The following is a 26,275-nucleotide window of genomic DNA, read 5'->3' as shown; positions in this document are numbered from 1 at the left end:
CGATAATCGAACATTAATAAAACTATCTATTTTTCAGCTTCATATGGATCTTAATCATAACCACATGTTTTTGATCGATTTATTCTTATTTTTTAAGGTTTTTTATCCGCTATTCATTTTTTAGTTATCTTTGTTATCTTAATCGCCAGCAGCCACTGAAGCTCGCCATCCCCATAAAAACAACAATGAGGTTTGCCCATGGACAGTCCATCGCGTCGTTCGACGCTGACTATTGCGTTGTGCTTTATCGTTGCGCTGATCGAGGGGTTCGATCTGCAAGCCGCCGGCACCGCCGCCGCCGGGTTACGTCAAACGTTCGCCCTGGACCCGAAGATGCTCGGCTGGGTCTTCAGCGTCGGCATCATTGGCCTGCTGCCGGGGGCGTTCTTCGGCGGTTGGGTCGCCGACCGCATCGGGCGTAAGAAAATCCTGGTGATGGCAGTGCTGCTGTTCGGGGTGTTTTCCCTGAGCACCGCGTTTGTCGACAGCTATTCGGGCCTGTTGCTGGTGCGCTTCCTGACCGGCCTGGGGCTGGGCGCGGCACTGCCCAACCTGATCGCTCTGTGCGCCGAAGCGGTGAGTGAGCACAAGCGCGGCACCGCCATCAGCGTGATGTACTGCGGCGTACCGCTGGGTGGCGCCTTGGCTGCCGTGGTAGCGATGTTTTCCAGTGAACACTGGCAAACCACCTTTATCATCGGCGGCCTGGCGCCCTTGCTGGCCGTGCCGCTGATGATCCTGTTGCTGCCTGAATCCAGCGCCTTTCGCCAACAGCGCGACAACACCCCCGGCGCCCGCCCTTCCACGTCCCAGGCGCTGTTCGGCGAGGGTCGCGCGCGCACCACACTGGCGTTGTGGCTCAGCTACTTCTTCACCCTGACCGTGATGTACATGCTGCTCAACTGGCTGCCGTCGCTGTTGCTGGAACAAGGCTTCAGTAAACCCCAGGCGGGCATGGTGCAGATGCTCTTCAATATCGGCGGCGCTCTGGGTTCACTGCTTGGCGGCGTGCTGCTGGACCGCTGCAATGCCGTCAAAGTGGTGTTGTGCGTGTACGCCGGGTTGCTGGCGGCCCTCGCGGGCGTGGGACTCTCAGTGGGCATCGTGCCCATGGCGATTGCCGGCTTTGCCGCCGGCTTGTTCGTCATGGCCGCGCAGTTGGTGCTGTACGCGTCGGCACCGCCCTCCTACCCCACCTCGGTACGCGCCACCGGCGTCGGTGCCGCGGTAGCCGTCGGCCGCCTGGGTTCGGTGGCCGGGCCGCTGGCGGCCGGCCAACTGCTCGCAGCCGGCGCCGGCACCGCGGGGGTCCTGCTGGCGACCTCCCCCGGGGTGGTGATTGCCGCGCTGACCATCATCAGCGTGATGGTGCGGGCCGCGCCACCTAGAACTTGTGCAGCCAATTGAGCACCAGTTTGTTGCCCTGGGTGCGGTTCTCAGCCTGCTGCTCGAAGTAGGCGTTCACCGACAGCACGTTTTCCTTGTTGAAGGCATAGACCAGGCCTGGGCCCATGGCCCAGACCTTTTCCCGCCGCCCACTCACGTCGTGCCCATCGACCTGGGTGTCGGTGATCTGCTTCAACCAGTAGCCATTTACCCCCACGCTCAGTTGTTGGTTCAAGGCATATTGCAGCGTCAGGTTGGCATGCAAGGCCTGGCCGGCCTGGGTATCGGAAACATCCCCGAAGCCTGCCTGTGGATCATCGTTCTTGCCGTTCCACAGGTACATGAAACGCCCGCTCGCCGACCATTTCGGGTTGAACCAGTACGTCGCCGCATAATACGGGTTGAATGACCAGAAGTTGCTGCCGGGGTTGATCGAACGATTGCGGTTATAGGCCCCCACCGGCACCGACACATCGGCCTCGACGCGCTGGGTCAACAGTGGGCTGCCATCGGCCCGGCTCAGGGTCGGCAGTTGCAGGAAGGCACCAAGCGTCACGTCGCCAAAGCCTTCACGAGCACTCAACGCGGCGTTATGCAAACCATCATCGACATCCACATGGGCCAGCGAGGTGTTGATCAAGGTGAAGCCGGGCATGGCGCCATTGGCCAAAGGTTGACCGAGGTAGATGATCTGCGTGGTCGGCGCCACCACTTCCAGATCCTGTTTGGGCAACGCCAGCTTGTGGCCGTTGGCGTCGTTGAAACGGCTGGCGCGGGAGTACGTCAGGTACTCCTCCAAGTACCAGCCAGGGCCGGCCGGTGCCGGTGAGCCGTCGTAGAAACTGGTGCTGCCCAGGTTGAGTCCGGGCAAATCGTAAGCGTGTGCAGTCGATGACAGTGCGACAAAGGTCATGGCCGCAACTGCCCGCAAGATAGGCTTGAGCATCTTGTGTGTCCTGTATTTTTGTTGTTGTTCAAGACCCCCGGCACGGTGGATCCGCGCCGGGGTTTACCGCGGTTGCAGGCCCTACACGTAGGTGGCGGCCAACCCACCGTCCACCGGCAGATTGACCCCGTTGACCCAGCGTGCGGCGTCCGAGCAAAGGAAGGCGATCACCGCCGCCACCTCATCGGCCAGGGCTGGACGGGTCATGCGCTGGCTGTCCTCGGCCACCCGCTCCGGCCCGAGCAGGCTGACAAAGTCGCCCAGGATCGGGGTAAACACCGGCCCCGGCGCAACGCAGTTGATGCGCACCGAGTGATCGCGAAACCAGCCTTGGGCTTGCTGGAAGCTCCACACAATCAGCGCTTCCTTGAAGTACTGATAACAGGTGGCCTGCGCCACCGGATTGGCCGCCAGCCACTGCTGCCCTGCCGCGAAGTCTTGCGTGGCGGCCAGGGCCTTGTGCAGTTCCAGCCGTTGCGGCCATTGCGCGCCGAGCACCGACGCGACATTGACGATGCTGCCGCCCGCCGGCATGCGGGGCAGCAGCGCTTGCGTAAGATGCCGCAGCCCCAGGTAATTGACCTCGGCCACCGTCTGCGCGGGTGCCGTACCGGGCACGCCGGCAATGTTGCACAACCCGTCGACCCGTGCCGGCAGGCGCGCCACCAAGGCATCGATGCTGGCAGGGTCACCCAAGTCCGCCTGGAAGAATCCATCCAGGGTCAATTGCGGTTCATGGCGATCAACGCCGATCACCGTGGCGCCCTGGAAACGCGCGAGCCGCGCCAATTCGGCGCCAATGCCGGAGGCGACACCGGTGACAACCAGGGTTTTGTTATGCAGGTTCATGTTCAAGCCCTCTTGTTTTTGTATAGGCATGGGTGGAGCAAACCGATGAGCCAGGGCTCAGTACGGCCACGACTCAGTACGGCCGAAACTCAGAACGGATAGACAGGCGGCGTGTTTTTCACCGTAACCCACTGCCACTGGCTGTACTCGTCCCAGTCGGCCGGCCCGCCGACGCTGCCGCCGTTGCCGGAAGCGCCGCGCCCGCCGAAGGGGTTGATGCATTCGTCGGCCACGGTCTGGTCGTTGATGTGCAACAGGCCGCAATTAAGCCGCTCGCCGATCGCCATGGCGCGCCCGACGGACGGCGAGATGATGGCGGCCGAGAGTCCATACTCCGTGCGGTTGGCCAGCTCGATGGCCTCCTCGTCGGTGGCAAAACTGACCACGCTGGCCACCGGGCCGAACACTTCGTCCTCAAAGGCGCGCATGCCCGGCCGCACGCCACTGAGCACGGTGGGCTGGTAGAACAACTGGTCATATTCGCCGCCAGCCTCCAACCGTGCGCCTGCTTGCAGGCTGTCGCTGACGATCTCGTGCACGCGCTGCAATTGCCGTGGGTTGATTAACGGGCCGAGCGCTGCTTCACCCCGAGCGGCATTGCCCACGGTGAGCGCCCGGGCCTTGTCCACCAGCTTGCGCGTGAGACGTTCGGCGATGGATTCATGGGCAAGAATCAAGCCGGTCGCCATGCAGATTTGCCCCTGGTGCAGCCAGGCGCCCCAGGCCGCATTGCTTGCCGCCAGGTCGAGGTCGGCGTCGTCGAGAATGATCAACGGGTTTTTGCCACCCAGTTCCAGCGCGACTTTTTTCAAGTGACGCCCGGCCACCTCGGCGACTTTGCGCCCTGCCGCCGTGGAGCCGGTAAAGGTGATCATCTGCACATTCGGGTCACGGCACAGCGCTTCACCGACCGGCGCAGCACCGGGCAACACGTGCAGCAGGCCCTTGGGCAGGCCCGCTTCCTCGAACAGCCGGGCGATCAGAAAACCGCCGCTGACAGGGGTCTGCGGGTCGGGCTTGAGTACCACCGCATTGCCCGCCGCCAAGGCTGGCGCCACCGAACGCAGCGACAGCACCAGGGGGAAATTAAACGGTGAAATCACCCCGACCACGCCATGGGGCTGGCGCCGCGCATAGGACAGGCGCCCGGCCGCACTGGGCAGCACCAGCCCGTGCGGTTGGGACAACAGGCCCGCCGCCTGGTGCAGCAGCACGATCGCTTCGCGCACTTCGTGCTCACCTTTGAACAGCGCGCCCCCGGTTTCGCGGGCGACATACAGCGCCAGTTCGGCGAAGCACTGCTGAGCCAGGTCCGCCGCCTTGCGAAACACGGCGGCGCGTTCCCGTGGGCCGAGTGCGGCCCATGCCGGCTGGGCCAGGGCCGCGCTGCGACTGGCGACGGCGATGTCGGCCGCGTTGGCCATGGCGCACCGCATCAAGGGCTCGCCGGTGGCAGGTTCGATCACAGGCATCACGGACCCCGAGGCGGGTATCCAATCGCCGTTGAACAGGCATTCGGACTCAAGGGCCCGCTGTAACAGGTGGGTGGTTTCAGACACTGACATGGCAACTCCCGGTTCTTGTAATTGTCATCGCCTGCACATAGGCAAACGCCGCATCAGGTCTTGAGCAAAGGCTGTGCCGCTTGCGCGCGGCGACGCTGACATAAATCGCCGAAGGCTCTATGCCGGGGCCCGCCACGTACCACTCAGCCATCAGGCGTCGGTCCGTGGCAAAAACCACGGCCTCGCCACTTGTTCAATTGATAAGGTTATGTTTAATAACTATCTGAGCAGTTACTCAAATCGTTCATTCGCTTTGCAGGGGCATAACAATGACTAATCCCCACAGCGCGCTGCCCGATGATCGGGTGGCCACCGCGCCCTATCATCCACGGGGCGACAGCCGCCAACTCAGCGACAGCAGCTCGCCGACGCCTGGAGAACTGGCCGACTGCCTGTTCTTTTCCCCAGAAGACGGGCGTATCTGGCTCAACGACCAACGCATGATGTTGCTGCACAGTTCCTCGTTCGGCGCCCTGCGCGGGGAAGTCATCGAGCGCCTGGGGCTGGAGCAGGCGCGCGGCCTGTTCACCCGCACCGGTTACGCCTCCGGCGCGCGGGATGCGCGGCTGATACGCGAGCGCTGGCCACAGGCCGATGCCGCCGCGGTGTTTCGCGCCGGGACCCACCTGCACACCCTGGAAGGTATGACCAAGGTCGAACCGCTGCATTTCAAGTTCGATGCCGACTCGGGGTTCTACGAAGGCGAGTTTCTCTGGCACCACTCCTGCGAAGCCGATGAGCACGTGAGCGCCTATGGCATCGGCCAGGACCCGGTGTGCTGGACTGAAACCGGGTATGCCATCGGGTTTGTCAGCGGCCTCTTCGGGCAAATGGTGATTTTCCGCGAAGTGGAATGCCGGGGCATGGGCCATCGATGCTGCCGGGTGGTGGGCAAGACGGCCGAACAATGGGGTGACGTCGAGCAAGACCTGCGCTACCTGAACGTGTCCCAGGCCGTCACCAGTCCCGCCCCCTCCACCACTCCCGACCACCCAGTAAACCACGGCGCCTGGGTCAACCCGCCGCAAGCGCTGGTGGGCGCCAGCGCGGCGTTCAACGCCGCAACGCAAGCCCTGCAACGCGTTGCGCTGACCCCGGCGACGGTGCTGATCAGCGGTGAATCCGGGGTGGGCAAGGAGATGTTTGCGCGCCAATTGCACCAGCTCAGTCACCGGCACGAGCGCCCGTTTGTGGCGCTCAATTGCGCCGCCATCCCGGACAACCTGATCGAAGCCGAACTGTTCGGCGTCGAGCGCGGCGCGTATACCGGCGCCACGCACTCGCGCCCCGGGCGTTTCGAGCGGGCCCAGGGCGGGACACTGTTCCTCGACGAAATCACCAGCCTCAGCCTGGCAGGGCAAAGCAAGTTGCTGCGTGCCTTGCAGGAACGCGAAATCGAACGGGTCGGCGGCGTGCGTGGGATCAAGGTGGATGTGCGGGTGGTAGCCGCCACCAATATTGATCTGCGCAAAGCCGTGGCTGACGGTACGTTTCGTGAAGACCTGTTCTACCGGTTGAATGTCTACCCCATCGCCCTGCCGCCCCTGCGTGAGCGCCGGGATGATATTCCGTTGCTGATCAACGCCTTCCTCACGCGCTTCTGCCAGGAATACGCCCGAACCCCGGCGGGCCTGACCATGCGCGCCCTGAAGGTACTGTTGCGCTACGACTTCGCGGGCAATGTGCGCGAGCTGCAAAACCTGATCGAACGCGGCCTGATTGCCAGCGACGAAGGCCAAGCCATTGACTTGGTGCATCTGTTTCGCAACGAACCCATGCCGACGGATCCCTATGGCCTGGACGACCATGGCAGCCTGTCCAACACGGGACTGCAAGCCCCACGCCCCGCGCTGCTGGACACCCTTGGCCAGTTGGACCAGGGCTTTTCCATTGATGGCCTGGAGTCGCGCCTGATCAATGAGGCGCTGCAACACAACGCCGGCAACCTCGCGGCCGCCGCCCGGCTCGTGGGCCTCAGCCGTGCGCAATTTGCCTACCGGCTGAAGAAGCATCAGCGGCAAACCCCGTGATTGGAAATGAGTGCTTTAAAAGCTTTACCCAATTAAGTATTTTGCAGAGGTACCGGGCTACAAGCGCCCTTTTTTCCTACTCGTGACAAGGATCTCCTGTGAGCGGACTGCGTGAACGTCAGAAAGCCGAACGCCGCCAAGCCATCAGCCAGGCGGCGATCGAACTGTTTGAGCGCCAGGGCTTCCAGAACACCACCATCGAACAGATCGCCAGTCAGGCCGGCGTGTCGCCGCCCACGGTGTTCAAGTATTTCGGCAACAAACAGGAAATCATCCTGGAGATCCTGCGCCACGCCGATCAGCGGGCCATCACTGATACCCGCAGCCTGATCCACACAATAGACGACCCGGTCGACGCGCTCTGCCACCTGGAACGGCTGCTCACGGGCTATGCCCTCGAAGTCATGCATCCCAGCCTGTGGCGCGAACTGTTGCCGCTGATCCTGTTCGGTGGCAGCAATGAACTGCCCGCAGGTTATCGGGCCATGAACGATGCCCTCAGGGCGCAAATCAGTGAACTGCTGAGGGAGCTGCAACGGGCCGGCAAGCTGCGCCCGCAACTCGATGTGGAACTGGCCGCATTCCTGTTGAACGACTACTCACACCTGCAACTGTTCAGGCTGGTCAACCAGGAACACCCGGATATCGATGCGCACTCTACGCAGGTCAGGCGTATCACCGAGTTGCTGTTCTACGGCATGCAGGCCTGAGGGCATAGGCATGTATATAAACCTTAAACGCTGACACATAACGCTGTGGCGAGGGAGCTTGCTCCCGCTGGGTCGCGAAGCGGCCCCAGTTCTTTGTTTCAAAAGACTGGGACTGCTGCGCAGTCCAGCGGGAGCAAGCTCCCTCGCCACGGGTTACTTTTCGCTCTTGCTGCTTATTAACTGACTGGCATTAGGGCTTGCACCGCGTAGGGCAAGCCTGCTCACCACAAGCACCTCATGTTCTCAGGTTATGTCTTCATCGAAATGTATAGATCAATGGGCCTGACAGCTTCCAGGGTCGGGCCCGGCGCGCACGCACCGGGCCACCCTGTTCAGCGGTTCGTCTTGATGTTGATCCAGGTGCGGGTACGGATGCGCTCCACGGCAGCCGGAATCGGCTCCAGGGCGAACAGCGTCTTGCGCGCGGCGTCCGGCACATACATGTTGGGGTTGTTGCGGATACTGGCGTCCACCAGCGCGGTGGCGTCTTTGTTCGGGTTGGGATAGCCGATTTTGTTGCTGATGCGGGCAATCACCTCCGGACGCAGGATGTAATTGATGAACGCGTGCGCCTCAGCCAGATCGGGCGCGTTGGCCGGGATCATCATCACGTCCGACCACATCGGCGCGCCTTCCTTGGGCAGTGCCATCTCGACCTTGACGCCCTTGCCGGCGGCATCCGCCAATTGTTTGGCCAGCGCGACACCGCCGGACCAGCCCACCGCCACACAGACATCACCGTTGGCCAAATCCATGCCGTAACGCGACGAGTTGAAGTAGGTGATGTAAGGACGGATCTTCATCATCACGGCCTGGGCCTGTGGGTAGTCTTCGCGCTTCTGGCTATTGGGGTCGAGGCCCTTGAAGTGCAAGGCAATGGGCACGATCTCGTTGCCCGCGTCGAGGAAGCCGACCCCGCAAGCGGCCAGCTTGGCAAGGTTCTCTTCCTTGAAGATGATGTCCCAGGTATTCATCTGCACGTCGGCCCCCAGGGCCTTGCGGACCTTGTCGACGTTGTAGCCGATCAGCGTAGTGCCCCACAAGTAAGGCGCGGCGTAGCGATTGCCGGTGTCGCCCACGGCCTCCAGGGACTGCATGAACTGGGGGTCCAGGTGCTGCCAGTTCGGCAACTGCGTGCGGTCCAGCGGCTGGACCGCACCGGCCTTGATCAGGTGCCCCAGGTTGGCGCTGCCCGGAAACACCACGTCATACCCGGAGTTGCCGGTCAGCAGCTTGGATTCCATGGTTTCGGCACTGTCGAACACATCGTAAATCGGGCGAATACCGGTCTCTTCCTGGAAGCTCTTGAGCACCTCGGGGGGCAGGTATTCGATCCAGTTGTAGATCCGTACGGTGCGTTCTTCAGCCAGGCAAAAACCACTGATCAACAACGAAGCGACAGTGCCCAGCACGGTGTTACGCAAAAAACTGTTCATGGTGAAAACACTCCAGCGCGGCCACGATGGCTCGCAGCACTTAATAGCGATAGGTGAAATACAGCTCCAGCGCACTGAACGTTTGGTCATCGCCGAACACCTGTTTGGCGGCGGCCAGTGGCTTGACCCAGTTGTACGATAGCGACGTATAGAACGACGGCGTGGGCGTCCAGTCGAGGAATACCACGCTCTCGTCGGCAAAGCGCCGATCGTTGACCGGTGCACCCATGTAGTTTTTCTCGTCCAGCCAGAACTGGTAGTGAATCGCACCGAGGGTCACGGTTTCGTTGAGGTGGGTCTTGAGGGAAAACTGCTGGACGTTTTCGTTGCTGTTGAACAGCAGGTAGTTACCCACCACGTCGCCGATCAGCCAGGTGCTCCAGTCGACAAAGCCCTTACTGAGCGGGTCCCAGGCTTTTTGCCGGTTGTCGGAGAGGTTGTCGTCGCCGGAAAAACTCGCGTAGCGGTAGCCGATGATCGGGGTCAGCGGCAATGTGCTGAACGCATAGTCCGCCTGGCCATACCAGGCGTTGGCGGCGTAATCGACACCCTCGCCGCTGCCGCGCTCCAACGCGTATTCGGCGTTCAAGGTCAGTGCCGGCACGCCGGGAACCTTGGCATTGAGCGCCCTCAGGTTGTACACCCGCATGCCGTCCCGGCGTCGGGGAAGCGTGCTGCCTCTCGGGCCAAGGGCATTGACCTTCATGGCCATGGCGCCGAGCGTCACCTGATCATCGAGGTTGTAATCGAGGTTGACGCCGGTCATCCGGAAGTCGCCCAGATCATCATCGGTGCGCAGGGTGAACGCCTGAGACTTCAGTGCGCCGTGGTCCCAGGCCAGGACCGCCGAATCCTTGAAGGCGGTCCGAGGGCCCAGCCAGTAGGCAGCGTCTTTGTGCTGGTCGAGGTTACCGTCCATGACGATGAACCCCGTGCCGATCATGTAGTTCTGGCGGCCGGCGGTCAGCTTCCATTCGCCGGCGCGGAAACCCCCGTAGAGTTCTTCGGCCGCGACCTTGCCGTCGGAGCTGCGGGTGAAGCCACCGGCATCACCGTCGCCGAACGTGCTTGCCGCCACCAGCGAACCGCCCGCCAGCAGGCTGAAATCGGGTTGCACCGCGTACTCGAATTTGGCGCCTGGTTTTACGTAGAACTCTTGCCAGTTGATCCGGGCGCCGCCGTTTTTGCCGTTGCGCGCATCCACACGGCCGCTGCCGAAGTTGACGCCACGACTGAACAGCGTCGCCCCGCCCACCGTGAGGTTGACTTCACCCTTGAGATTGCCGTCCTCAAAGGTGTAGCCCGCCCATGCGACGTGGGTGGTCAAGGGTAAGCCGACCGCTAAGAGCGCTCGAGAGAAACGCTTGGTGAAAACCATAAGAAGCTCCTGTGGAATTATTGTTGTTACAGGGCAGTCAATGGCGACGCAGGGCGTCGCCAACACCTGGACAAGCCAGGTGAATAGAACGCAAGACTCTTATTTTTTGACGGGGTCAGTGGCTCAGGTGGGCGGCAATCGCGCGCAGCATGCGCACGCTGTCGGTATCGAACGGGCTGACCGCCTCGTTCAGCGACGATTGCTTGACGATCACCACGCCGGACGGTTTGTCGATGAACAGGTATTGACCGTGAATGCCCCCGGCCATCAGGGCCTGGCTGTGGTCGTTGAACACGTACCACTGGCTTCGATAGGACGCACCGGGTGTCCAGTGGGAGAACTCGGCGTTTTGCGCGTAAACCGCCGGGTCGGCCCCAGCGGTGATGCGGGCGACGGTCTCGGGCGACAGCAGCTCAACCCCGTCCTGGCGGCCGTTGTTGGCCAGCAGGCGACCAAAACGCGCCATGTCGCGCAAGGTGGCACTAAAGCCCGCCCCGGCGACATTACGCCCCCACGGATCGGCGATGAAATACCCGTCACGGTCGCACCCCAACTGCTGCCAGATACCCTCCAGCAGCTCACTGCAGGCGCTGCCCGAAGCCCGCTCCATCACCCACGCCAAGGCTTCGGTGGTGGCGGTCACATAGTGGAAAAACCCGCCGTGCACGCCACGTTTTTTCAGCGACGGCAGGTATTGGTACAACGACTCGAACTGAGCGTATTGCGCCAATGCCGGCTGGAAGCCACAGGCATAGCCGTACTGCGAGCTCTCTGAATTGGGGTCGTCATAGACCTCGCTGTAATCGATGCCCACCGCCATGTCGAAAAGCTGGCGCACCGTCGCATCACCAAACGCGCTGCCCACCAGTTCCGGCACGTAGTACGCGGCGGGCAGCTCGGGGTTGAGCACGCCGCGGGTCACCAGTTCTTCGCCCAGGGTGCCGACCAGTGATTTGGTCACCGAGAACATGATGTGCCGGTCACAGGCGCGCTGGCCGTTGAAGTAGCGTTCGAACAGCACGGTGTCACCCTGCATCACCAAAAAGGCATCGGTCTGGCTGGCCAGCAGATGCTCAATGACACTCACGCTCAACCCGCACTCACTGTCGAAGTACAGGGCATCCAATGCCTGTGGCGCGGTGTTCAAGGGCCCGGCGGGGCCGGCGCCCGCGCGCACATCGATGGAGGGACGCAGTCGCGCCAGGTTGCGAAACCCCCACTGGTTAAAGGGCGGGCGCATCCAGTTGTGCCAAGTGACGCGGTATTTGGGCCCCGCCGGGAAGCCCTGCATCAGTAAAGGCGCCAAGCGGGGCTGGGTGGAAGACTCGTTCGTCTCAACGTAAAGGCTGGCCAATGACGGCATGATGTTCTGACCCATGGGATAACCCTGGAAATGACTCTGCATGCGAGCAGATGCCAGGTAATAATTAACCGGCAAATATTCTTTAGTCAATAAATCTTTTAATCAAATAACCAAAGACCTGTTCGGTTTCATTCTGACGTGACCGATCTGCGCTGCTGTACATTGTCCTTAAATCCCCAGCCTTAACGAACGCAGTTAACTATGCTGAAGGACCCGTCCCGACGTTCCCCACAGTGATCCTTATCGGAGACCCAACATGAATCCAAACGCCACCGCCCTTGTCTTGATCGAATTCCAGAACGACTTCACCACGCCCGGCGGCGTGTTCCATGACGCCGTCAAAGACGTCATGCACACCGGCGACATGCTGGCCAACACCGCAACCACGGTGCAGCAAGCCCGCACACTCGGGGTGAAGATCATCCACCTGCCGATCCAGTTCGCCGACGGCTATCCGGAGCTGACCACGCGCCATTATGGGATTCTCAAAGGTGTCGCCGACGGCAGCGCGTTCCGCACCGGCAGTTGGGGCGCCGAGATCTCGGAAGCGATCACCCGTGAAACCGGCGATATTCTCGTGGAAGGCAAGCGCGGGCTGGATGGTTTTGCGACCACGGGCCTGGACCTGGTGCTGCGCAACAACGGTATCCAGAACCTGGTGGTGGCAGGGTTTCTGACCAACTGTTGTGTCGAGGGTACGGTGCGGTCAGGGTATGAGAAGGGTTATAACGTGGTGACCTTGAGCGACTGCACGGCGACGTTCACCGATGAGCAACAAAAGGCCGCTGAAAACTTCACGCTGCCCATGTTTTCGCAGGTGTTGCGGCACACCGAGTTCCTTGGGGCGTTGCGCGAAAAATAAGCAAAAAAAGGGGCGACTGATCCATCAGTCGCCCCCTTTTTGCTTAGCCCTGGGAATGGCTTATCCGTTCAACGTCAGCCCCGGATAGGCCCGCACAGGCACCTTGTGCCGTTGCGGTTGCTGCCGGGCGAGCTGCGCCTGGACCTGTGCGACGGCATCCAGCACGCGCTGCGCCCATTGCTCGTCTTCCGGGTCCACGACCACAACGCGGAAACCGTGATCGAAGCCTTCAAGCTGAACACCCTCGGAGTCATCGACATGCAGGTCGATGTCGAATGCCGGCGGGAATTTCGACGGTGTGCTCGACAGCCCGCGCTCCGTGAGCGCTTGATTGTGCCGCACGCTGTTGACCACGCCATCGACGTGGATGCCGTACAGCAGCAACCAACGGCGGATGTAGGACGGGGTCCGGCCGGACGAGGTGTAGACCCAGACGCTGCAACCCTGGCGACGCAGTTCGCGGGTCAGGGCGCGGGTGCCGCTGCGCAGCGGCTCGCCCAGCCAACGGTGTACACATGCCGGCAAACGGCTGTGCTCGGTCGCGCTGTGGTGAAGCTGGCAGGCCAGCGTGTCGTCGATATCAAAAGAGATACGGATACGCTGACGCTTGAACACCCGCTTGATTGTGTCGAGCACTGGGTACCTTCCCATCAATGGCCCCCTTGGCAGACGGGCGCCGGTGTGTCGCTCAGGAAAAACGCTATAGGGTCAGGGGCCTTATCTTCCAGGAACGCTGCATATTTTTTCTTGATCTTGGGCAATTCGTACAATGCCATTACGCCATGTTTGGCGGAGTTACGTATGACCGAGGACGGGTTGAAATAGCCCTCGGCGTTGTCCAGCGTCAGTACGAACGGCGGCAAGCCCTCCCGCATCAGCAGGTAGCTGACAATCAGCGACCCACTGCGGTGATTGCCTTCGACAAACAACTGCGGCCTGCTGAGGACTCGCACGTAGACACCGGCAGCGCGCTTCCACACCGATTCACTGTGGTGCCTGCAGTACCAGCCGTATAAATCCTTGATGCCACCCTCGACATTGTTGAAAAAATGCTCTTCGGTGGCCGCCAGGTGTTGGGCGTATTCCTGCCGGCGAACCGGGTCTTTACCGCAGAGCACGGTGGCATTGATCTCCAGCATCAGGTTCAGTTGCTGGAGGTCGAACAGGTCAACACCGCGCGCAACATAGTCGTCAATCAGGGCGTAGCCTTCAAGCACATTCTGCAGCACTTCGTCCGTCAGCGGGTCGCGTGGCTCGGTAAAGTCCCGGCTGAGCTGGGCAAAACGGTTCTGTACCTCGCGCAGTGCGCGTTCAATCGCGGCCAGATCAAGACGATGCGTTGCAGACATTGGCAATCCTGAAAAACGGTGCATGAGTCGGTCAGCTGAACTTGCCGCTGATGTAGTCCCCGGTCATTTGTTCGCGTGGGTTCTCGAAAATCTGCGTGGTGGCGCCCATTTCAACCAGATAGCCGGTGCGCGTGCCCTGGGAGATATCCACCGAGAAAAACGCGGTGGTATCGGCCACACGAATCGCCTGCTGCATGTTGTGGGTCACCAGCGCGATGGTGTAGTCCTTCTTCAACTCAACCATCAGCTCTTCAACCCGGCGCGTGGCAATCGGGTCCAGTGCCGAGCACGGCTCATCCAGCAGCAACACTTCCGGCTCGGTGGCAATGGCGCGGGCGATGCACAGGCGTTGCTGTTGGCCGCCGGAGAGCGACAGGCCGCTGACCTTGAGCTTGTCCTTGACCTCATCCCACAGCGCGGCGCCTTGCAGCGCGTGCTTGACGCGGTCGCCCAGGTCGCCCTTGTAGCGGTTGAGACGCAGGCCAAAGGCCACGTTGTCAAAAATGCTCATCGAAAACGGGTTGGGCTGCTGGAAAACCATGCCGATGTAACGGCGCACGACTACAGGGTCAACGCCCTTGCCGTACACATCCTGGCCGAGGAAATGCACATGGCCCTCGAAACGGAAGCCCTTCACCAGGTCGTTCATGCGGTTGAGGCTGCGCAATACAGTCGATTTGCCGCAGCCGGACGGGCCAATGAAACCGGTGATCTTGTTTTTCTCGATCGGCACATGGCTGTCACGCACCGCCATGAAGTTGCCGTAGAAAATCTTGTCCAGCTTGCAGTCCATGACCACAGGCGACTGGGTGATAAACGGAGCGGCTATTTGCGCGGATGACATGTTCAAAATTCAGGTGCTCCCGTTCTTAGTACTTGGGCTTGCCGAAAATACGGCTCACGATATTCACGACCAGTACGATCATTACCAGCACCAACGAGGCCGCCCAGGCGAGCTCAAGCTGGTTGTCGAAGGGCATGCCGGAGAAGTTGTAAATCAGCACGGCCAGCGAGGCCGTCGGATTCATGACTGCCAGGCTGCCGTCGTGGTAGATCCAGTAGTTGCTGAACAGCGCGGTGAACAACAGCGGTGCGGTTTCGCCGGCGGCGCGTGCCACGGCGAGCATCACGCCCGTGAGGATCGCGGGCATGCCGGTGGGCAAGACGATTTTCCAGATCACCTGCGAACGGGTGCAGCCCATCCCGTAGGCGGCATCCTTCATGATCTTGGGCACCATTTTCATCGACTCTTCGGCCGTCAGCACCACGATAGGCAGCATCAGCACGGCCAACGCCACGCCACCCGCCGGTGCCGAGTACGTGCCGGTGGTCATCACCACCAGGGCGTAGGCAAACACACCCGCCAGAATCGACGGCAAGCCGGTGAGCATTTTCGCGGCAAAGCGCGAGGCGTTTGCCAGCTTGCTGTCCGGCCCCAGTTCAGCCAGGAAAATCGCCGCCATAATGCCAACCGGCACTGCGATGGCGGCCGCGATACCGACCATGACGAAGGTGCCCGCCATGGCGTTGCCGAAACCACCGCCGGTCTCGAAACCGGTGGGTGGCAATTCGGTGAACACTTCCAGGCTCAAGCGTGCACCGCCACGGGTGATCAGCATGTAGAGCACGGAAATCAGCGGCACGCTGGCCAACAACGCCCCGAACCACACCAGGGTGGTCAGGACCAGGCTGCGCAGGGCACGGCCTTCGAACCGGCGCTGCAGGCTGGGCATGGCGGTGATAGGCGAAGAAAGGTCAGTCATTGTTTAGTCCCCCGCTGGGCGTAGACCATGATCATCGAACCGATGACATTCACCAGCAACGTGATGAACATCAGCACCAGTGCGGCGTACATCAGCACTTCGATCTCGTTCGGGCCGGCTTCGGGGAAGTTCAGCGCCAACAAGGCCGCCAGCGTGTTGGCCGGTGCAAACAGCGACAGAGAAATGTTGTTGGCGTTACCGACCAACATGGCCAGTGCCATGGTTTCACCCAAGGCGCGGCCAAGGCCCAGCACCAGCGAACCGAAGATGCCGGTCGCGGCGGATGGCACCATTACCTTGAGAATCGCTTCCCAGTGGGTGGTACCCATGCCGTAGGCGGCTTGCTTGGTTTTCATCGGCACACCCGTGAGGGCGTCCTGGGAGACGGCAGCGATGGTCGGCAAAATCATGATGGCCAACACCAGGGCTGCCGGAAGCAGGCCCGGCCCGCTCAAGGAGGTGCCGAAAAACGGAATCCAGCCGAGCTCGCTGTTCAACCACGCGGTCAGCGGGCGAATCGCCGGGATCACCACATAGATCCCCCACAGGCCGTAAACGACGCTGGGGATCGCGGCGAGCAACTCGACGATGGTGCGAAACACTGCAGCAAGCTTGGCGGGCAAAAAGTCCTGAGTCAGGAAGATCGCCATGCTGACGCCAAAAAAACCGGCGATCAGCAACGCGATGAAGGCGCTGTACAGCGTGCCCCAAATCGCCGGCAGAATGCCGTATTTACCTTGGTTAACGTCCCAGACGCTGCCGAAGAGCACATCAAAGCCGTGCTTTTCCATGCCTGGAAGTGCCTTGCGCCCTACTTCGAAGACCAGCGCGAATACCAGCGCCAGCACCAGCACCACGCCTATGCGTGCAAGTGCACGGAAGGTGCGGTCAACCAGGAAGTCCTTCGTGGACGGCGGCTGGCACGCAGAATCCGGGTTATCCGGTACGACAAAAGGTGTGTTCATGGGCTAATTCCGGAACAAGGGGGGAACGCTCCCGGCAAGGATGAAACCCTCACCGAGAGCGGCCTGGCGAGCCTTACTTAATGTTGGCGGACGCTTTACGAACCTGTTCGACCACCGATGGCGGCAGTGGGATGTAGCCCATCGAATCAGCGATTTTCTGACCTTCAGTCAAGCTGTACTCGACCATTTCACGCATGGCCTTGGCTTTGGCTGGGTTGCCGTTGTCCTTGCGGAAGATCATCCAGGTGTAGGACGTGATCGGGTAGGACTTGGCGCCATCCGGATCCGGCAGCCAGGCCACCAGGCTTTCCGGCATTTTCACCGCAGCCAGGGCTTCGGCGCCGCTTTCGGCGTTCGGTACCACGTACTTGCCGGCCTTGTTCTGCAGTTGGGCAAAGTCAACCTTGGCCAGCTTGGCGAAGCCGTACTCGATGTAGCCGATTGCGCCTGGGGTCTGGCGTACGGTGGCGGTCACACCATCGTTCTTCGGCGACTTGATGAATTTGTCGCTGGCGGGCCAGTTGACGGTGTTGCCTTCGCCCAAGTCCTTCTGGAACTCAGGGTTGATCGCCGCCAGGTGCTTGGTGAAGACGGCGGTGGTGCCGCTGGAGTCGGCACGCACCACAACGGTGATCGGCATGTCAGGCAGTTTCAGGCCTGGGTTGGCGGCAACGATCTTTGGATCGTTCCACTTGGTGATCTTGCCCAGGAAGATGTTCGAGTACACATCGCGAGGCAATTTGAGTTCTTTAGGATTGCCCGGCAGGTTAAACGCCAGCACGATTTCACCCGCGGTCATCGGCAGCAGTTGCACGCCTTCGGCCACCTTGGCGATGTCTTCGTCTTTCATGGCCGAGTCGCTGGCGGCGAAATCGACGGTCTTGTTCAGGAAGTCCTGTACACCCGCACCGCTCCCCTTGGACTGGTAGTCAACCGTGACACCTTCGGTTTTCTTGCTGAAATCCTTGAACCAGGTGAGGTAGATCGGCGCTGGGAAACTCGCACCGGAACCGGTCAGGCGGATGCTTTCGGCGGCAAACACCGAGGTGGCACTGAGAGAAACCGCAACGGCGAGTGCAGCAGACTTCATCAGACGTTTCATTAAGGAAAATCCTTGTGATTTCGGGCTCGGCAACTCTGCAACAATCTTGTTACGGTTTTATGAACGTGCAATGGCAAAACGCCCAGTTGTCCCCCTCTCCCGCCACAACACCGCATTTTGTGGTCATTGGTTCGTAACAAAATGCGACTAAGACTTTGCCATCCCCCACGACGCGAGTTCCGCCATGTCCTCACTAGAAGACACCTTGATACAGCGCATCCACCGTGAATTGCTCGATCACAGTGACGAAGAGCTGGAACTGGAATTATCCGAAGATGGCCATGACGTGAACGCGCTGTTTGATGAGCACGTCGGTGAAGGAAGCGAAAAAGCCGCGCGCCGCATTTATTTCAGCGAACTGTTCCGCCTGCAAGGCGAACTGGTGAAATTGCAGAGCTGGGTGGTCAAGACCGGCCACAAGGTGGTGATCCTGTTCGAAGGACGGGATGCCGCCGGCAAGGGTGGCGTGATCAAGCGCATCACCCAGCGCCTGAACCCGAGGGTCTGCCGAGTGGCTGCGCTGCCGGCGCCCAATGACCGTGAACAGACGCAGTGGTACTTTCAGCGCTACGTCTCACACCTGCCAGCCGCCGGCGAAATCGTGCTGTTCGACCGCAGTTGGTACAACCGCGCCGGTGTCGAGCAAGTCATGGGTTTTTGCAACGAGGACCAGTACGAAGAGTTCTTCCGCACCGTTCCGGAGTTCGAACGGATGCTCGCCCGCTCCGGCATCCAACTGATCAAGTACTGGTTTTCGATCTCCGACCAGGAACAGCACCTGCGTTTTCTCAGTCGCATTCACGACCCGCTCAAGCAATGGAAACTCAGCCCTATGGACCTTGAGTCGCGTCGGCGCTGGGAAGCGTATACGAAGGCCAAGGAAATCATGCTCGAACGCACCCACATCGCCGAAGCGCCGTGGTGGGTGGTACAAGCCGATGACAAGAAGAAAGCCCGACTCAACTGCATCCACCACTTGCTTGGGCAGATGCCGTATGAAGAAGTCGAGCTGCCGGTGATCGAACTGCCGCAGCGCGTGAGGCAGGAGGATTATTCGCGCAGCCCGACGCCGCCGGAACTCATCGTGCCGCAGCGCTACTGATTAACCCCCATTGCAGGTAGGTGGCGGGCGGCATCACGAATCGGGATGTTCGCTCGCCTCCCTGTTTTTTCAGACCCGTCTTAAATCATCTCCTGCCTGACATCGGTACGCTGGCCCCTTCCCTACCCCTATGTGGAACGCGCCCGGCGCACAGCTGACAGGTACCCTCGCCATGATCGACAAACACCTGCGGATCCTCATCGTGGATTCGCTTCACGCCCATGTCGTGCAGATCGAAAAGCTGCTGAACCGCATGGGCTATCACTGCATCGCCACCGCCAGCAGCGACCGGGAAGGCCGGCAATTGAGTCGCGCCGGGCTAAGGCGCTTCGATGTGCTGCTGGCCGCTGACCACGTGGTACGCAAGCCTGGCGTGGCGGGTTCGGCGTTTGATGCCTACGACATCGCGAACGTGTTTATCTATGGCCGGCCTGCCGACAGCGAACAGGTGCACCTGCCCAGCCACGGTGAGCGTTACTGGCGCTGCGGCTTACCGGAATACCTGGTACTGGAGTGGTTCATGGCCCGTTCCAAGCGCAGCCTGCCGGAGGCTGCCGCTCACCCTTTGCGAACGCCTTGCACAGACTCACCCGGTTACTTTGCGCTGCCAGGCGCAAGGTGACCGGGTATCGGGGCGTCAGATAGGGGCGCTGCTGACGACCCTTAGCGCCAACCCTTCATACGCATCCAGCGTGATGGTGAACGCTCCCTCCGCCGTCAAATCCCCCTCGACCCGTTCGTTGATGATGTCCACCACCATCCCCGCAGCGATATCCGGCAGGTGCAGGGTCTCGGTGATCGGCGTGGCGCCGAAGTTCAACGCAGTGATTTGCGTGCCTTTGCCGGCCGGCAATTCGTGGACCATCACCAACAGCCCTGGGTTTTGCACTTCCGGCACCTGGATCTGGCGGCTGGCGGCGATGTCGTAGGCCCGGCGCACCGCGAGGATTTTCTGCAGTTGCGAGGCGAAGGACTCAGGGTCCTGCAATTGGCTGTTGAGGCTGCCATACAAGCTTTTCGAGCGCGGCATATGGCCGGCGGACAATTCTGCGTCCGGGTTCAGGTCCACCAGGTCATAGGCGCCGCGATGAATCCAGCGCGTGTCGCCATCCTGCATCAAATGCTCGACCTCTTCGGCGGCCAGCGGCAGCGCGCCCACCAAGTCCCAGCCCGACAAGGCAAATACCCCAGGCTGCATGGCGTTGTACATCACCAACAGCAAATGGATCTGGCGAATCTGCAGAATATCCGCCGCGGTAATGGCCTCCAGATCCCGAATCCCCAGCGCCGCCGTGATGATGCTGGCGGTGGTGCAGGACACGCCATTGGTCACAAACTTGAGGTTGTAGGGGGCATGTTCGCCGGTCAGGCGTTCGTACATCTGTTCGCGAATGTGCTCGCGCAGGATATTGCCGGGGAAGGTTTGGCCCTGGTACAGGAAGGTGTCATGGGCGTGCAGGGTCCAGAAGTGCACCAACTCCAGGGTCAATTCATCGTGATTCTGCAACGCATGGATCAGCGAACCGGGATCGATGCCCTGGCGGTGCATTTCGCGCAGCATCAGGCGCAGGAACTCGGCGTCACCCATCAGCAACGCGTGCTGGTATGCAGGGCGGGTGATGAAGTCGTAGGACAGATCGGCACCGCCGTGAGACATGGACGCAATGTCATCCACGGTGAGGTTCAACTCCTGGAAGCTGAAGCCACCGGCTTTGCGAATCGCCCCGCCCAGCAGTTGGTTACCGGTGATCGACAGCGGATGGCTCTCGGACCAGGCCGTGCCGTCCAGCTTGCGTTCCACGCCGAGGAACCCGTTGGCGTCCAGGCGCAGGATCTTCGCCCCCATCACGTCGATGGCATGCAGGGCATCGCCGATGATCATCTGCTGTGCGGCGAAGGTCGGGTCCAACCAATTCAGCGACGGTTGGCCTTCCTTGAAGTAGTGCAGGTAGACCCAGCGGCGCGGCTTGCCATCCACGCCCAGCACCACGTTTGTGGCGCTCCAGTCGGTTTCCTTGACGCCGGGTTCAAAGAAGATCACGCGCTGCAACTGGCCGACGATGTAGTGTTTATCACGCAACGCATCAACCTGGACGGGGCTGAGGTTCTGCGCATCGCGGCCCTCTGCGACGTCAGGAAGCAATGGCCAATCTTCTTCGCGGATCTCCACCATATGGTAAAGGCCGGGATAGTCCTCGTACGCCATCTCGGCCAGGCGAAAATCCGCGCCCTTGCCGGTATGGGACGGGATTACGTCGTCGATGATCACCGCATTGTGCGCCGCCGCCATGCGCGTCAACGCCTGCAATTGCGCTTCGGTGCCCAGTTGCGGGTCGATCTCGAAACTGATGCGGTCGAAATTCCCGTCGATGGTGGGCGTGTGCTCCGTGCCGTTCAGGCCGCCGGATTTTTTCAACGGGCCGTTATGGATGCCTTGAATGCCGATCTTCGACAAGGCATGCCACAGCGCTTCATCCCCCAGCGCCTCCAACACCGTACCGCCTTCACGGGTCACGATCGACGCCGGGTAGGCGGTAAACCACACGGACGACAAGGCCGAGGCATCCCGTGGCCGCGTCTGCGCATAGGGTTGCTGCCACAACCGGCCTTGGCCCGAATAGAGCTTGGCCCGCTGGCGTGCCGCGTGCAGCATCGATTGTTCCACCAGCCAGTTCACATGGTTGTTTTCAGCCGCCGTCATAAGCCTGATACCTGTCGTCGTGAAGCATTACTCGTGAACATATGAGGGTTGTGCGGGCCATTCGTTGCATTGCGCTGGCCGCACTGACACAAAGCGATCACCGTGCGGGCTTGCTGTGGTGAGCAGGCTTGCCCTGCGCCGGGCTGCGAAGCAGCCCCTTGGGTCGGCGGTGAACCCGTCGAGGGACAAGCCCCCTCACCACAGGCAGCCTGCACACAGTTGGATGTTCATTAACACCCCAGCAGGTAGGTGCTCAGGTCTCCCGATACTGCCTCGGCGTAAACCCCGTCGAGGCCTTGAACTGGCGAGTAAAAGCACTGTGGTCGGTGTACCCGCACTGCAGCGCCACCTCGGTGATCGGCATGTCGGTGTGCAACAAGCGGTGGGCATGCTCCAACCGCACCTTCTGGATCATCTGCCGGGGCGTGAGGTGGAACACGCGTTTGCAGTAGCGCTCCAGTTGCGCCACGGAAATGCCTGCGATGCGCGTCAGCTCACCCAGGGTGACACGGCGGTTGAAGTGCGCGCGGATGTGCGCGTCGACGGCCGCCAGGCGTTGGTAGGCCGGATGACTTTCGCTGGCGGTTTGCAGGTCCACCGAGATGCCCGCCAGGCCGATGATGGCGCCCATGTGGTTGTACAGCGGCCACTTGTGAGTCAGGCACCAACCCGGTTCACGGGTGCCATAGAGGTGCAATTCCAGCTGGTCCTCCAGTACAAACCCCTGCTCCAGCACGCGCTGATCCTGTTCGGTGTAACCCGGCCCGAGTTGCGCGGGGAACACTTCAGCACTGGTCTTGCCCAGCAACGGTTGCAGGTGCTTGAGGCCACAGCGCTGCACCAGGGTGTGGTTGGCGAGCACATAACGGGCCTCGGTGTCCTTGATGAAAATCGCCGCATTGGGGATCACATCGAGCATCGGCAGTAACTGCGCCACGCCGGCCAATAGCTGCTCGATGCTGTGGGGCCGATTGGCCTCAGGCCCTTGGCAAAGGGTTGCAAACGCGCTCTGCATCATGACGGCTGATCCCCACTGGCGGCCTCGACGCGTAGCAGATTGCCCGATGCCTGAGGCGCTGTCGAGCGGTGCAAACTGTGCTGATTTCGTCATCGTTGTCGGCAAAAAACATCAATCGCGCCGCCGTTCATGAGTTCACTGTAGGGGCACTGCATGCCTATCCAATAACTCACAAGAAGGCGACGCTATGTCAGGTCAAGGCAAGTTCAAGAAGCAACTTTCATTGATGGACCTCACCTTTATCGGGCTGGGCGCCATCTTTGGTTCGGGCTGGTTGTTTGCGGCCAGTCACGTCTCCGCCATTGCAGGTCCTGCGGGCATCATTTCCTGGCTGATCGGTGGTTTCGCGGTGCTTCTGCTGGGCATCGTGTACTGCGAACTGGGCGCCGCATTGCCGCGCGCCGGCGGCGTGGTGCGCTACCCGGTCTACTCCCACGGCCCGCTGCTGGGCTACCTCATGGGTTTTATCACGCTGATTGCATTTTCCAGCCTGGTGGCCATCGAAGTGGTCGCCTCGCGCCAATACGCTGCAGCGTGGTTTCCCGAGCTGACCAAAGCCGGTTCCAGTGACCCGACCACCCTCGGCTGGCTGGTACAGTTCGCCCTGCTGTGCCTGTTCTTTATCCTCAATTACCGCAGCGTGAAAACCTTCGCCATCGCCAATAACCTGGTGAGCGTGTTCAAGTTCATTGTGCCGTTGCTGGTGATTGGCGTGCTCTTCACCTTCTTCAAGCCGGCGAATTTCCAGGTGCAGGGTTTCGCGCCGTTTGGTCTGTCAGGCATTGAGATGGCGGTGTCGGCCGGCGGCGTGATTTTCGCCTACCTGGGGCTCACGCCGATCATCTCGGTGGCCAGCGAAGTGAAGAACCCGCAACGCACCATTCCGATTGCGTTGATCCTTTCGGTACTGCTCTCGACCGCCATTTACGTGTTGCTGCAAACCGCATTCCTCGGTGGCGTGCCCACGGAAATGCTTGCCGATGGCTGGGCCGGGATCAGCAAACAACTGGCGCTGCCCTATCGGGATATCGCCCTGGCGCTGGGCGTGGGTTGGCTGGCGTACCTGGTGGTGGCCGACGCGGTGATCTCCCCCAGCGGCTGCGGCAACATCTACATGAATGCCACCCCGCGTGTGGTGTACGGCTGGGCGCAGACGGGCACGTTCTTCAAGATTTTCACGCGTATCGATGAGAAATCCGGCATCCCCCGCCCGGCGCTGTGGCTGACCTTTGGCTTGTCGGTGTTCTGGACCCTGCCGTTCCCGTCCTGGGAAGCGCTGATCAATGTGGTGTCCGCCGCGTTGATCCTCAGCTATGCGGTCGCCCCGGTCACCGTCGCGGCGCTGCGACGCAATGCACCGCAAATGGCGCGCCCGTTCCGGGTCAAGGGCATGGCGGTGCTCGGCCCCCTGTCGTTCATCATCGCCGCGCTGATCGTGTATTGGTCGGGCTGGAGTACGGTTTCCTGGCTGCTCGGCCTGCAAATCCTGATGTTCGGGGTGTACCTGCTGTGCGCGCGCTGGGTGCCGACCGCGCACCTCAACCTCAAGCAGCAAGTGCGCTCATCCGCGTGGCTGATCGGCTTCTATGCGGTGACCCTTTTGCTCTCCAAGCTCGGCAGCTTTGGCGGTATCGGCGTACTCGCCCACCCGTTTGACACCCTCGTCGTCGCGGTCTGCGCGCTGGGCATTTACTACTGGGGCGCAGCCACTGGCGTGCCGGCCCATCTGGTGCGCCTGGAACACGAAGCCGATGAAAGCGAAGCGGTCGACGAGCCCCTCGGCCGTGCCCCGCTGACCCCGGCCACCCACTGATTCTGGAGCGTTTTATGAAGCGATTGCATGTGATCGACTCCCACACCGGCGGCGAACCGACGCGCCTGGTGATGGACGGGTTCCCCAAGCTCATCGGCAATACCCTGGCTGAGCAGTTGAATAACCTGCGCAGCGAGCATGATAAATGGCGCCGTGCCTGCATTCTGGAACCGCGTGGTAACGATGTTCTGGTCGGCGCGCTGTACTGCGAGCCGGTCACGCCGGGCGCCATCTGCGGCGTGATCTTCTTCAATAACGCCGGCTACCTGGGCATGTGCGGGCACGGCACGATTGGCCTGGTCGCCTCCTTGCACCACGTGGGTCGCATCGCACCCGGCGTGCATCGCATCGACACGCCTGTCGGCCTGGTAGAAGCAACATTGCACGAAGACGGCGCCGTGACCCTGGGCAACGTGCCCGCCTACCGTCATCGCCGCCAAGTGCCGGTGGAGGTGCCGGGCCACGGGGTGGTGTTGGGCGACATCGCCTGGGGCGGCAACTGGTTTTTCCTGGTGTCCGAACACGGCCAGCGCTTGCAGATGGACAACGTCGATGCCCTCACCGACTACACCTGGGCGATGCTCAAGGCCCTTGAAGACCAAGGTATCCACGGTGCCGACGGCGCGCTGATCGACCATATCGAGCTGTTTGCCGACGACGACCACGCTGACAGCCGCAATTTCGTCATGTGCCCCGGCAAAGCCTACGACCGCTCACCGTGCGGCACCGGCACCAGCGCCAAGCTGGCCTGCCTGGCCGCCGATGGAACACTTGCGCCCGGAGCAACCTGGACACAAGCGAGCATCACCGGCAGCCAATTCGAGGGCCGCTATGAGTGGGACGGCGAACGCGTGCGCCCCTTCATCACCGGCCGCGCCTACATGACCGCCGACAGCACCTTGCTGATCGACGAACAGGACCCTTTCGCCTGGGGCATCTGAGCCCGGGCCACCTTTAACTGAACGATTGCAGGAGTTAGCACAATGAGCGACAACATCTTCACCGGCTGCATCCCCGCCCTGATGACCCCGTGCACGCCCGCGCGTAAGCCGGACTTCGATGCCCTGGTTGCCAAGGGCCGCGAGTTGATCGATATCGGCATGAGCGCCGTGGTGTATTGCGGTTCCATGGGCGACTGGCCGTTGCTCACCGAGGCCGAGCGCCAGGAAGGCGTGGCGCGGCTGGTGGCGGCCGGCGTGCCGACCATCGTCGGTACGGGTGCGGTCAACAGCCGTGAGGCAGTAGCCCACGCGGCCCACGCCGCCAAGGTCGGCGCCCATGGCCTGATGGTGATTCCGCGCGTCATGTCCCGTGGTGCCTCGGCCACCGCGCAAAAAGCGCACTTCTCGGCGATTCTCAAGGCCGCGCCGAACCTGCCGGCCGTGATCTACAACAGTCCGTATTACGGCTTCGCCACCCGCGCCGAGCTGTTCTTCGAACTGCGCCGCGAACACCCGAACCTGATCGGCTTCAAGGAGTTCGGCGGCGGCGCCGACCTGCGCTATGCCGCCGAACACATCACCTCCCAGGACGATAACGTGACCCTGATGGTCGGTGTCGACACCCAGGTGGTGCACGGCTTCGTCAACTGTAACGCCACGGGTGCGATCACCGGCATCGGCAACGCACTGCCACGGGAAGTCCTGCAACTGGTGGCGCTGAGCAAAAAAGCCGCCAAGGGCGACGCCAAGGCCCGCCGCCAGGCGCGTGAACTGGAAGCCGCGCTCGCGGTGCTGTCGTCGTTCGATGAAGGCTGCGACCTGGTGTTGTACTACAAACACCTGATGGTGCTTAACGGCGATAAGGAGTACGCCCTGCACTTCAACGAGACCTATAAGCTCAGCGACGCTCAGCGCCGTTACGCGGAAACGCAGTACGTGCTGTTCCGGCAATGGTACGCCCATTGGTCGGCGGAACAGAACGTCGCCTGAGCCCTT

General features: G+C 61.3%; 23 protein-coding genes. 9 read left to right on the top strand and 14 right to left on the bottom strand.

The window, feature by feature from the left end; genetic code table 11:
• The first annotated feature begins 198 nt into the window (after positions 1–198).
• The gene (mhpT, locus tag AC3ZU9_RS08825) at positions 199–1,407 is read left to right on the top strand and encodes a 3-(3-hydroxy-phenyl)propionate transporter MhpT (protein ID WP_046036121.1); all 1,209 of its coding nucleotides are present in this window, start codon (positions 199–201) and stop codon (positions 1,405–1,407) included.
• Here mhpT and AC3ZU9_RS08820 read toward each other — a convergent pair.
• From AC3ZU9_RS08820 to AC3ZU9_RS08810, 3 genes are all read right to left on the bottom strand, one after another.
• The gene (locus AC3ZU9_RS08820; RefSeq protein ID WP_012724465.1) at positions 1,385–2,332 is read right to left on the bottom strand and encodes a SphA family protein; all 948 of its coding nucleotides are present in this window, start codon (positions 2,330–2,332) and stop codon (positions 1,385–1,387) included. The genes mhpT and AC3ZU9_RS08820 overlap by 23 nt on opposite strands.
• Positions 2,333–2,413: 81 nt before the next feature.
• Entirely contained in the window at positions 2,414–3,181 is a 768-nt protein-coding gene (locus AC3ZU9_RS08815) for a coniferyl-alcohol dehydrogenase (RefSeq protein WP_046036122.1), read from the bottom strand.
• A gap of 89 nt (positions 3,182–3,270) precedes the next feature.
• The gene (locus tag AC3ZU9_RS08810) at positions 3,271–4,746 is read right to left on the bottom strand and encodes a benzaldehyde dehydrogenase (RefSeq protein ID WP_012724467.1); all 1,476 of its coding nucleotides are present in this window, start codon (positions 4,744–4,746) and stop codon (positions 3,271–3,273) included.
• 269 nt (positions 4,747–5,015) lie between these two features.
• Between AC3ZU9_RS08810 and AC3ZU9_RS08805 the strand changes: the two genes are divergently transcribed.
• On the top strand, positions 5,016–6,776 hold the full coding sequence (locus AC3ZU9_RS08805) for a sigma-54-dependent Fis family transcriptional regulator (protein ID WP_046036123.1): 1,761 nt from the start codon (positions 5,016–5,018) through the stop codon (positions 6,774–6,776).
• A 98-nt stretch (positions 6,777–6,874) separates the two neighbouring features.
• Entirely contained in the window at positions 6,875–7,486 is a 612-nt protein-coding gene (locus AC3ZU9_RS08800; protein WP_012724469.1) for a TetR/AcrR family transcriptional regulator, read from the top strand.
• A gap of 332 nt (positions 7,487–7,818) precedes the next feature.
• Here AC3ZU9_RS08800 and AC3ZU9_RS08795 read toward each other — a convergent pair whose 3' ends face one another.
• The 3 genes from AC3ZU9_RS08795 to AC3ZU9_RS08785 form a co-directional block, all read right to left on the bottom strand.
• Positions 7,819–8,922 (bottom strand): polyamine ABC transporter substrate-binding protein, encoded by a 1,104-nt coding sequence (locus AC3ZU9_RS08795; protein WP_102061403.1) that lies wholly within the window; start codon positions 8,920–8,922, stop codon positions 7,819–7,821.
• Positions 8,923–8,962: 40 nt separating this feature from the next.
• Positions 8,963–10,300 carry an alginate export family protein gene (locus AC3ZU9_RS08790; protein ID WP_490090597.1) on the bottom strand — a complete coding sequence of 446 codons (1,338 nt, stop codon included), beginning with the start codon at positions 10,298–10,300 and terminating at the stop codon, positions 8,963–8,965.
• 115 nt (positions 10,301–10,415) lie between these two features.
• Positions 10,416–11,678, bottom strand: coding sequence for a serine hydrolase domain-containing protein (locus AC3ZU9_RS08785; protein ID WP_122811245.1), 1,263 nt, complete (start codon positions 11,676–11,678; stop codon positions 10,416–10,418).
• A gap of 241 nt (positions 11,679–11,919) precedes the next feature.
• Here AC3ZU9_RS08785 and AC3ZU9_RS08780 point away from each other — a divergent pair, with 241 nt between their 5' ends.
• On the top strand, positions 11,920–12,525 hold the full coding sequence (locus tag AC3ZU9_RS08780; RefSeq protein ID WP_046036126.1) for a cysteine hydrolase family protein: 606 nt from the start codon (positions 11,920–11,922) through the stop codon (positions 12,523–12,525).
• A gap of 60 nt (positions 12,526–12,585) precedes the next feature.
• Here AC3ZU9_RS08780 and AC3ZU9_RS08775 read toward each other — a convergent pair whose 3' ends face one another.
• The 6 genes from AC3ZU9_RS08775 to pstS all read right to left on the bottom strand — a co-directional run bounded on the left by AC3ZU9_RS08775 (position 12,586) and on the right by pstS (position 17,704).
• Positions 12,586–13,176 (bottom strand): hypothetical protein, encoded by a 591-nt coding sequence (locus tag AC3ZU9_RS08775; protein ID WP_012724474.1) that lies wholly within the window; start codon positions 13,174–13,176, stop codon positions 12,586–12,588.
• Positions 13,176–13,874: a hypothetical protein gene (locus AC3ZU9_RS08770; protein WP_490090596.1), complete on the bottom strand. Its 699-nt coding sequence runs from the start codon at positions 13,872–13,874 to the stop codon at positions 13,176–13,178. The genes AC3ZU9_RS08775 and AC3ZU9_RS08770 overlap by 1 nt, the downstream gene beginning before the upstream one ends.
• Positions 13,875–13,905: 31 nt before the next feature.
• Positions 13,906–14,667: a phosphate ABC transporter ATP-binding protein PstB gene (pstB, locus tag AC3ZU9_RS08765; protein ID WP_217649954.1), complete on the bottom strand. Its 762-nt coding sequence runs from the start codon at positions 14,665–14,667 to the stop codon at positions 13,906–13,908.
• Positions 14,668–14,743: 76 nt separating this feature from the next.
• Positions 14,744–15,637 (bottom strand): phosphate ABC transporter permease PstA, encoded by an 894-nt coding sequence (gene pstA, locus AC3ZU9_RS08760; protein ID WP_012724477.1) that lies wholly within the window; start codon positions 15,635–15,637, stop codon positions 14,744–14,746.
• On the bottom strand, positions 15,634–16,602 hold the full coding sequence (pstC, locus tag AC3ZU9_RS08755; RefSeq protein ID WP_012724478.1) for a phosphate ABC transporter permease subunit PstC: 969 nt from the start codon (positions 16,600–16,602) through the stop codon (positions 15,634–15,636). Before pstC ends, pstA begins: the two co-directional genes overlap by 4 nt.
• A 73-nt stretch (positions 16,603–16,675) precedes the next feature.
• The gene (pstS, locus tag AC3ZU9_RS08750) at positions 16,676–17,704 is read right to left on the bottom strand and encodes a phosphate ABC transporter substrate-binding protein PstS (RefSeq protein WP_012724479.1); all 1,029 of its coding nucleotides are present in this window, start codon (positions 17,702–17,704) and stop codon (positions 16,676–16,678) included.
• Between the two features lie 184 nt (positions 17,705–17,888).
• Here pstS and ppk2 point away from each other — a divergent pair, with 184 nt between their 5' ends.
• A complete protein-coding gene (gene ppk2 / locus AC3ZU9_RS08745) occupies positions 17,889–18,806 on the top strand; it encodes a polyphosphate kinase 2 (RefSeq protein ID WP_122811248.1) in 918 nt (305 codons plus the stop codon).
• A 172-nt stretch (positions 18,807–18,978) separates the two neighbouring features.
• Complete coding sequence (locus AC3ZU9_RS08740; RefSeq protein WP_052958940.1) at positions 18,979–19,428, top strand: response regulator; 450 nt, start codon at positions 18,979–18,981, stop codon at positions 19,426–19,428.
• Positions 19,429–19,443: 15 nt separating this feature from the next.
• On the opposite strand, the gene treS is transcribed toward AC3ZU9_RS08740, so the two are convergent.
• Both treS and AC3ZU9_RS08730 read right to left on the bottom strand, forming a co-directional pair.
• Positions 19,444–21,507 carry a maltose alpha-D-glucosyltransferase gene (treS, locus tag AC3ZU9_RS08735; protein WP_093545790.1) on the bottom strand — a complete coding sequence of 688 codons (2,064 nt, stop codon included), beginning with the start codon at positions 21,505–21,507 and terminating at the stop codon, positions 19,444–19,446.
• Between the two features lie 253 nt (positions 21,508–21,760).
• Positions 21,761–22,525 carry an AraC family transcriptional regulator gene (locus tag AC3ZU9_RS08730; protein ID WP_012724483.1) on the bottom strand — a complete coding sequence of 255 codons (765 nt, stop codon included), beginning with the start codon at positions 22,523–22,525 and terminating at the stop codon, positions 21,761–21,763.
• 187 nt (positions 22,526–22,712) lie between these two features.
• Between AC3ZU9_RS08730 and AC3ZU9_RS08725 the strand changes: the two genes are divergently transcribed.
• Genes AC3ZU9_RS08725 through AC3ZU9_RS08715 form a run of 3 tightly spaced genes read left to right on the top strand, consistent with a single transcriptional unit; the run spans position 22,713 to position 26,269 of the window.
• On the top strand, positions 22,713–24,338 hold the full coding sequence (locus AC3ZU9_RS08725) for an APC family permease (protein ID WP_093545793.1): 1,626 nt from the start codon (positions 22,713–22,715) through the stop codon (positions 24,336–24,338).
• 14 nt (positions 24,339–24,352) lie between these two features.
• Complete coding sequence (locus AC3ZU9_RS08720; protein ID WP_046036131.1) at positions 24,353–25,279, top strand: 4-hydroxyproline epimerase; 927 nt, start codon at positions 24,353–24,355, stop codon at positions 25,277–25,279.
• A gap of 42 nt (positions 25,280–25,321) precedes the next feature.
• The gene (locus AC3ZU9_RS08715) at positions 25,322–26,269 is read left to right on the top strand and encodes a dihydrodipicolinate synthase family protein (protein ID WP_490090595.1); all 948 of its coding nucleotides are present in this window, start codon (positions 25,322–25,324) and stop codon (positions 26,267–26,269) included.
• The last annotated feature ends 6 nt before the right edge of the window (positions 26,270–26,275 follow it).

This window comes from Pseudomonas sp. A39, from assembly GCF_058145955.1.
Note: the sequence above shows the minus strand (reverse complement) of the source record. Positions and strands in the feature narration are given on the sequence as shown.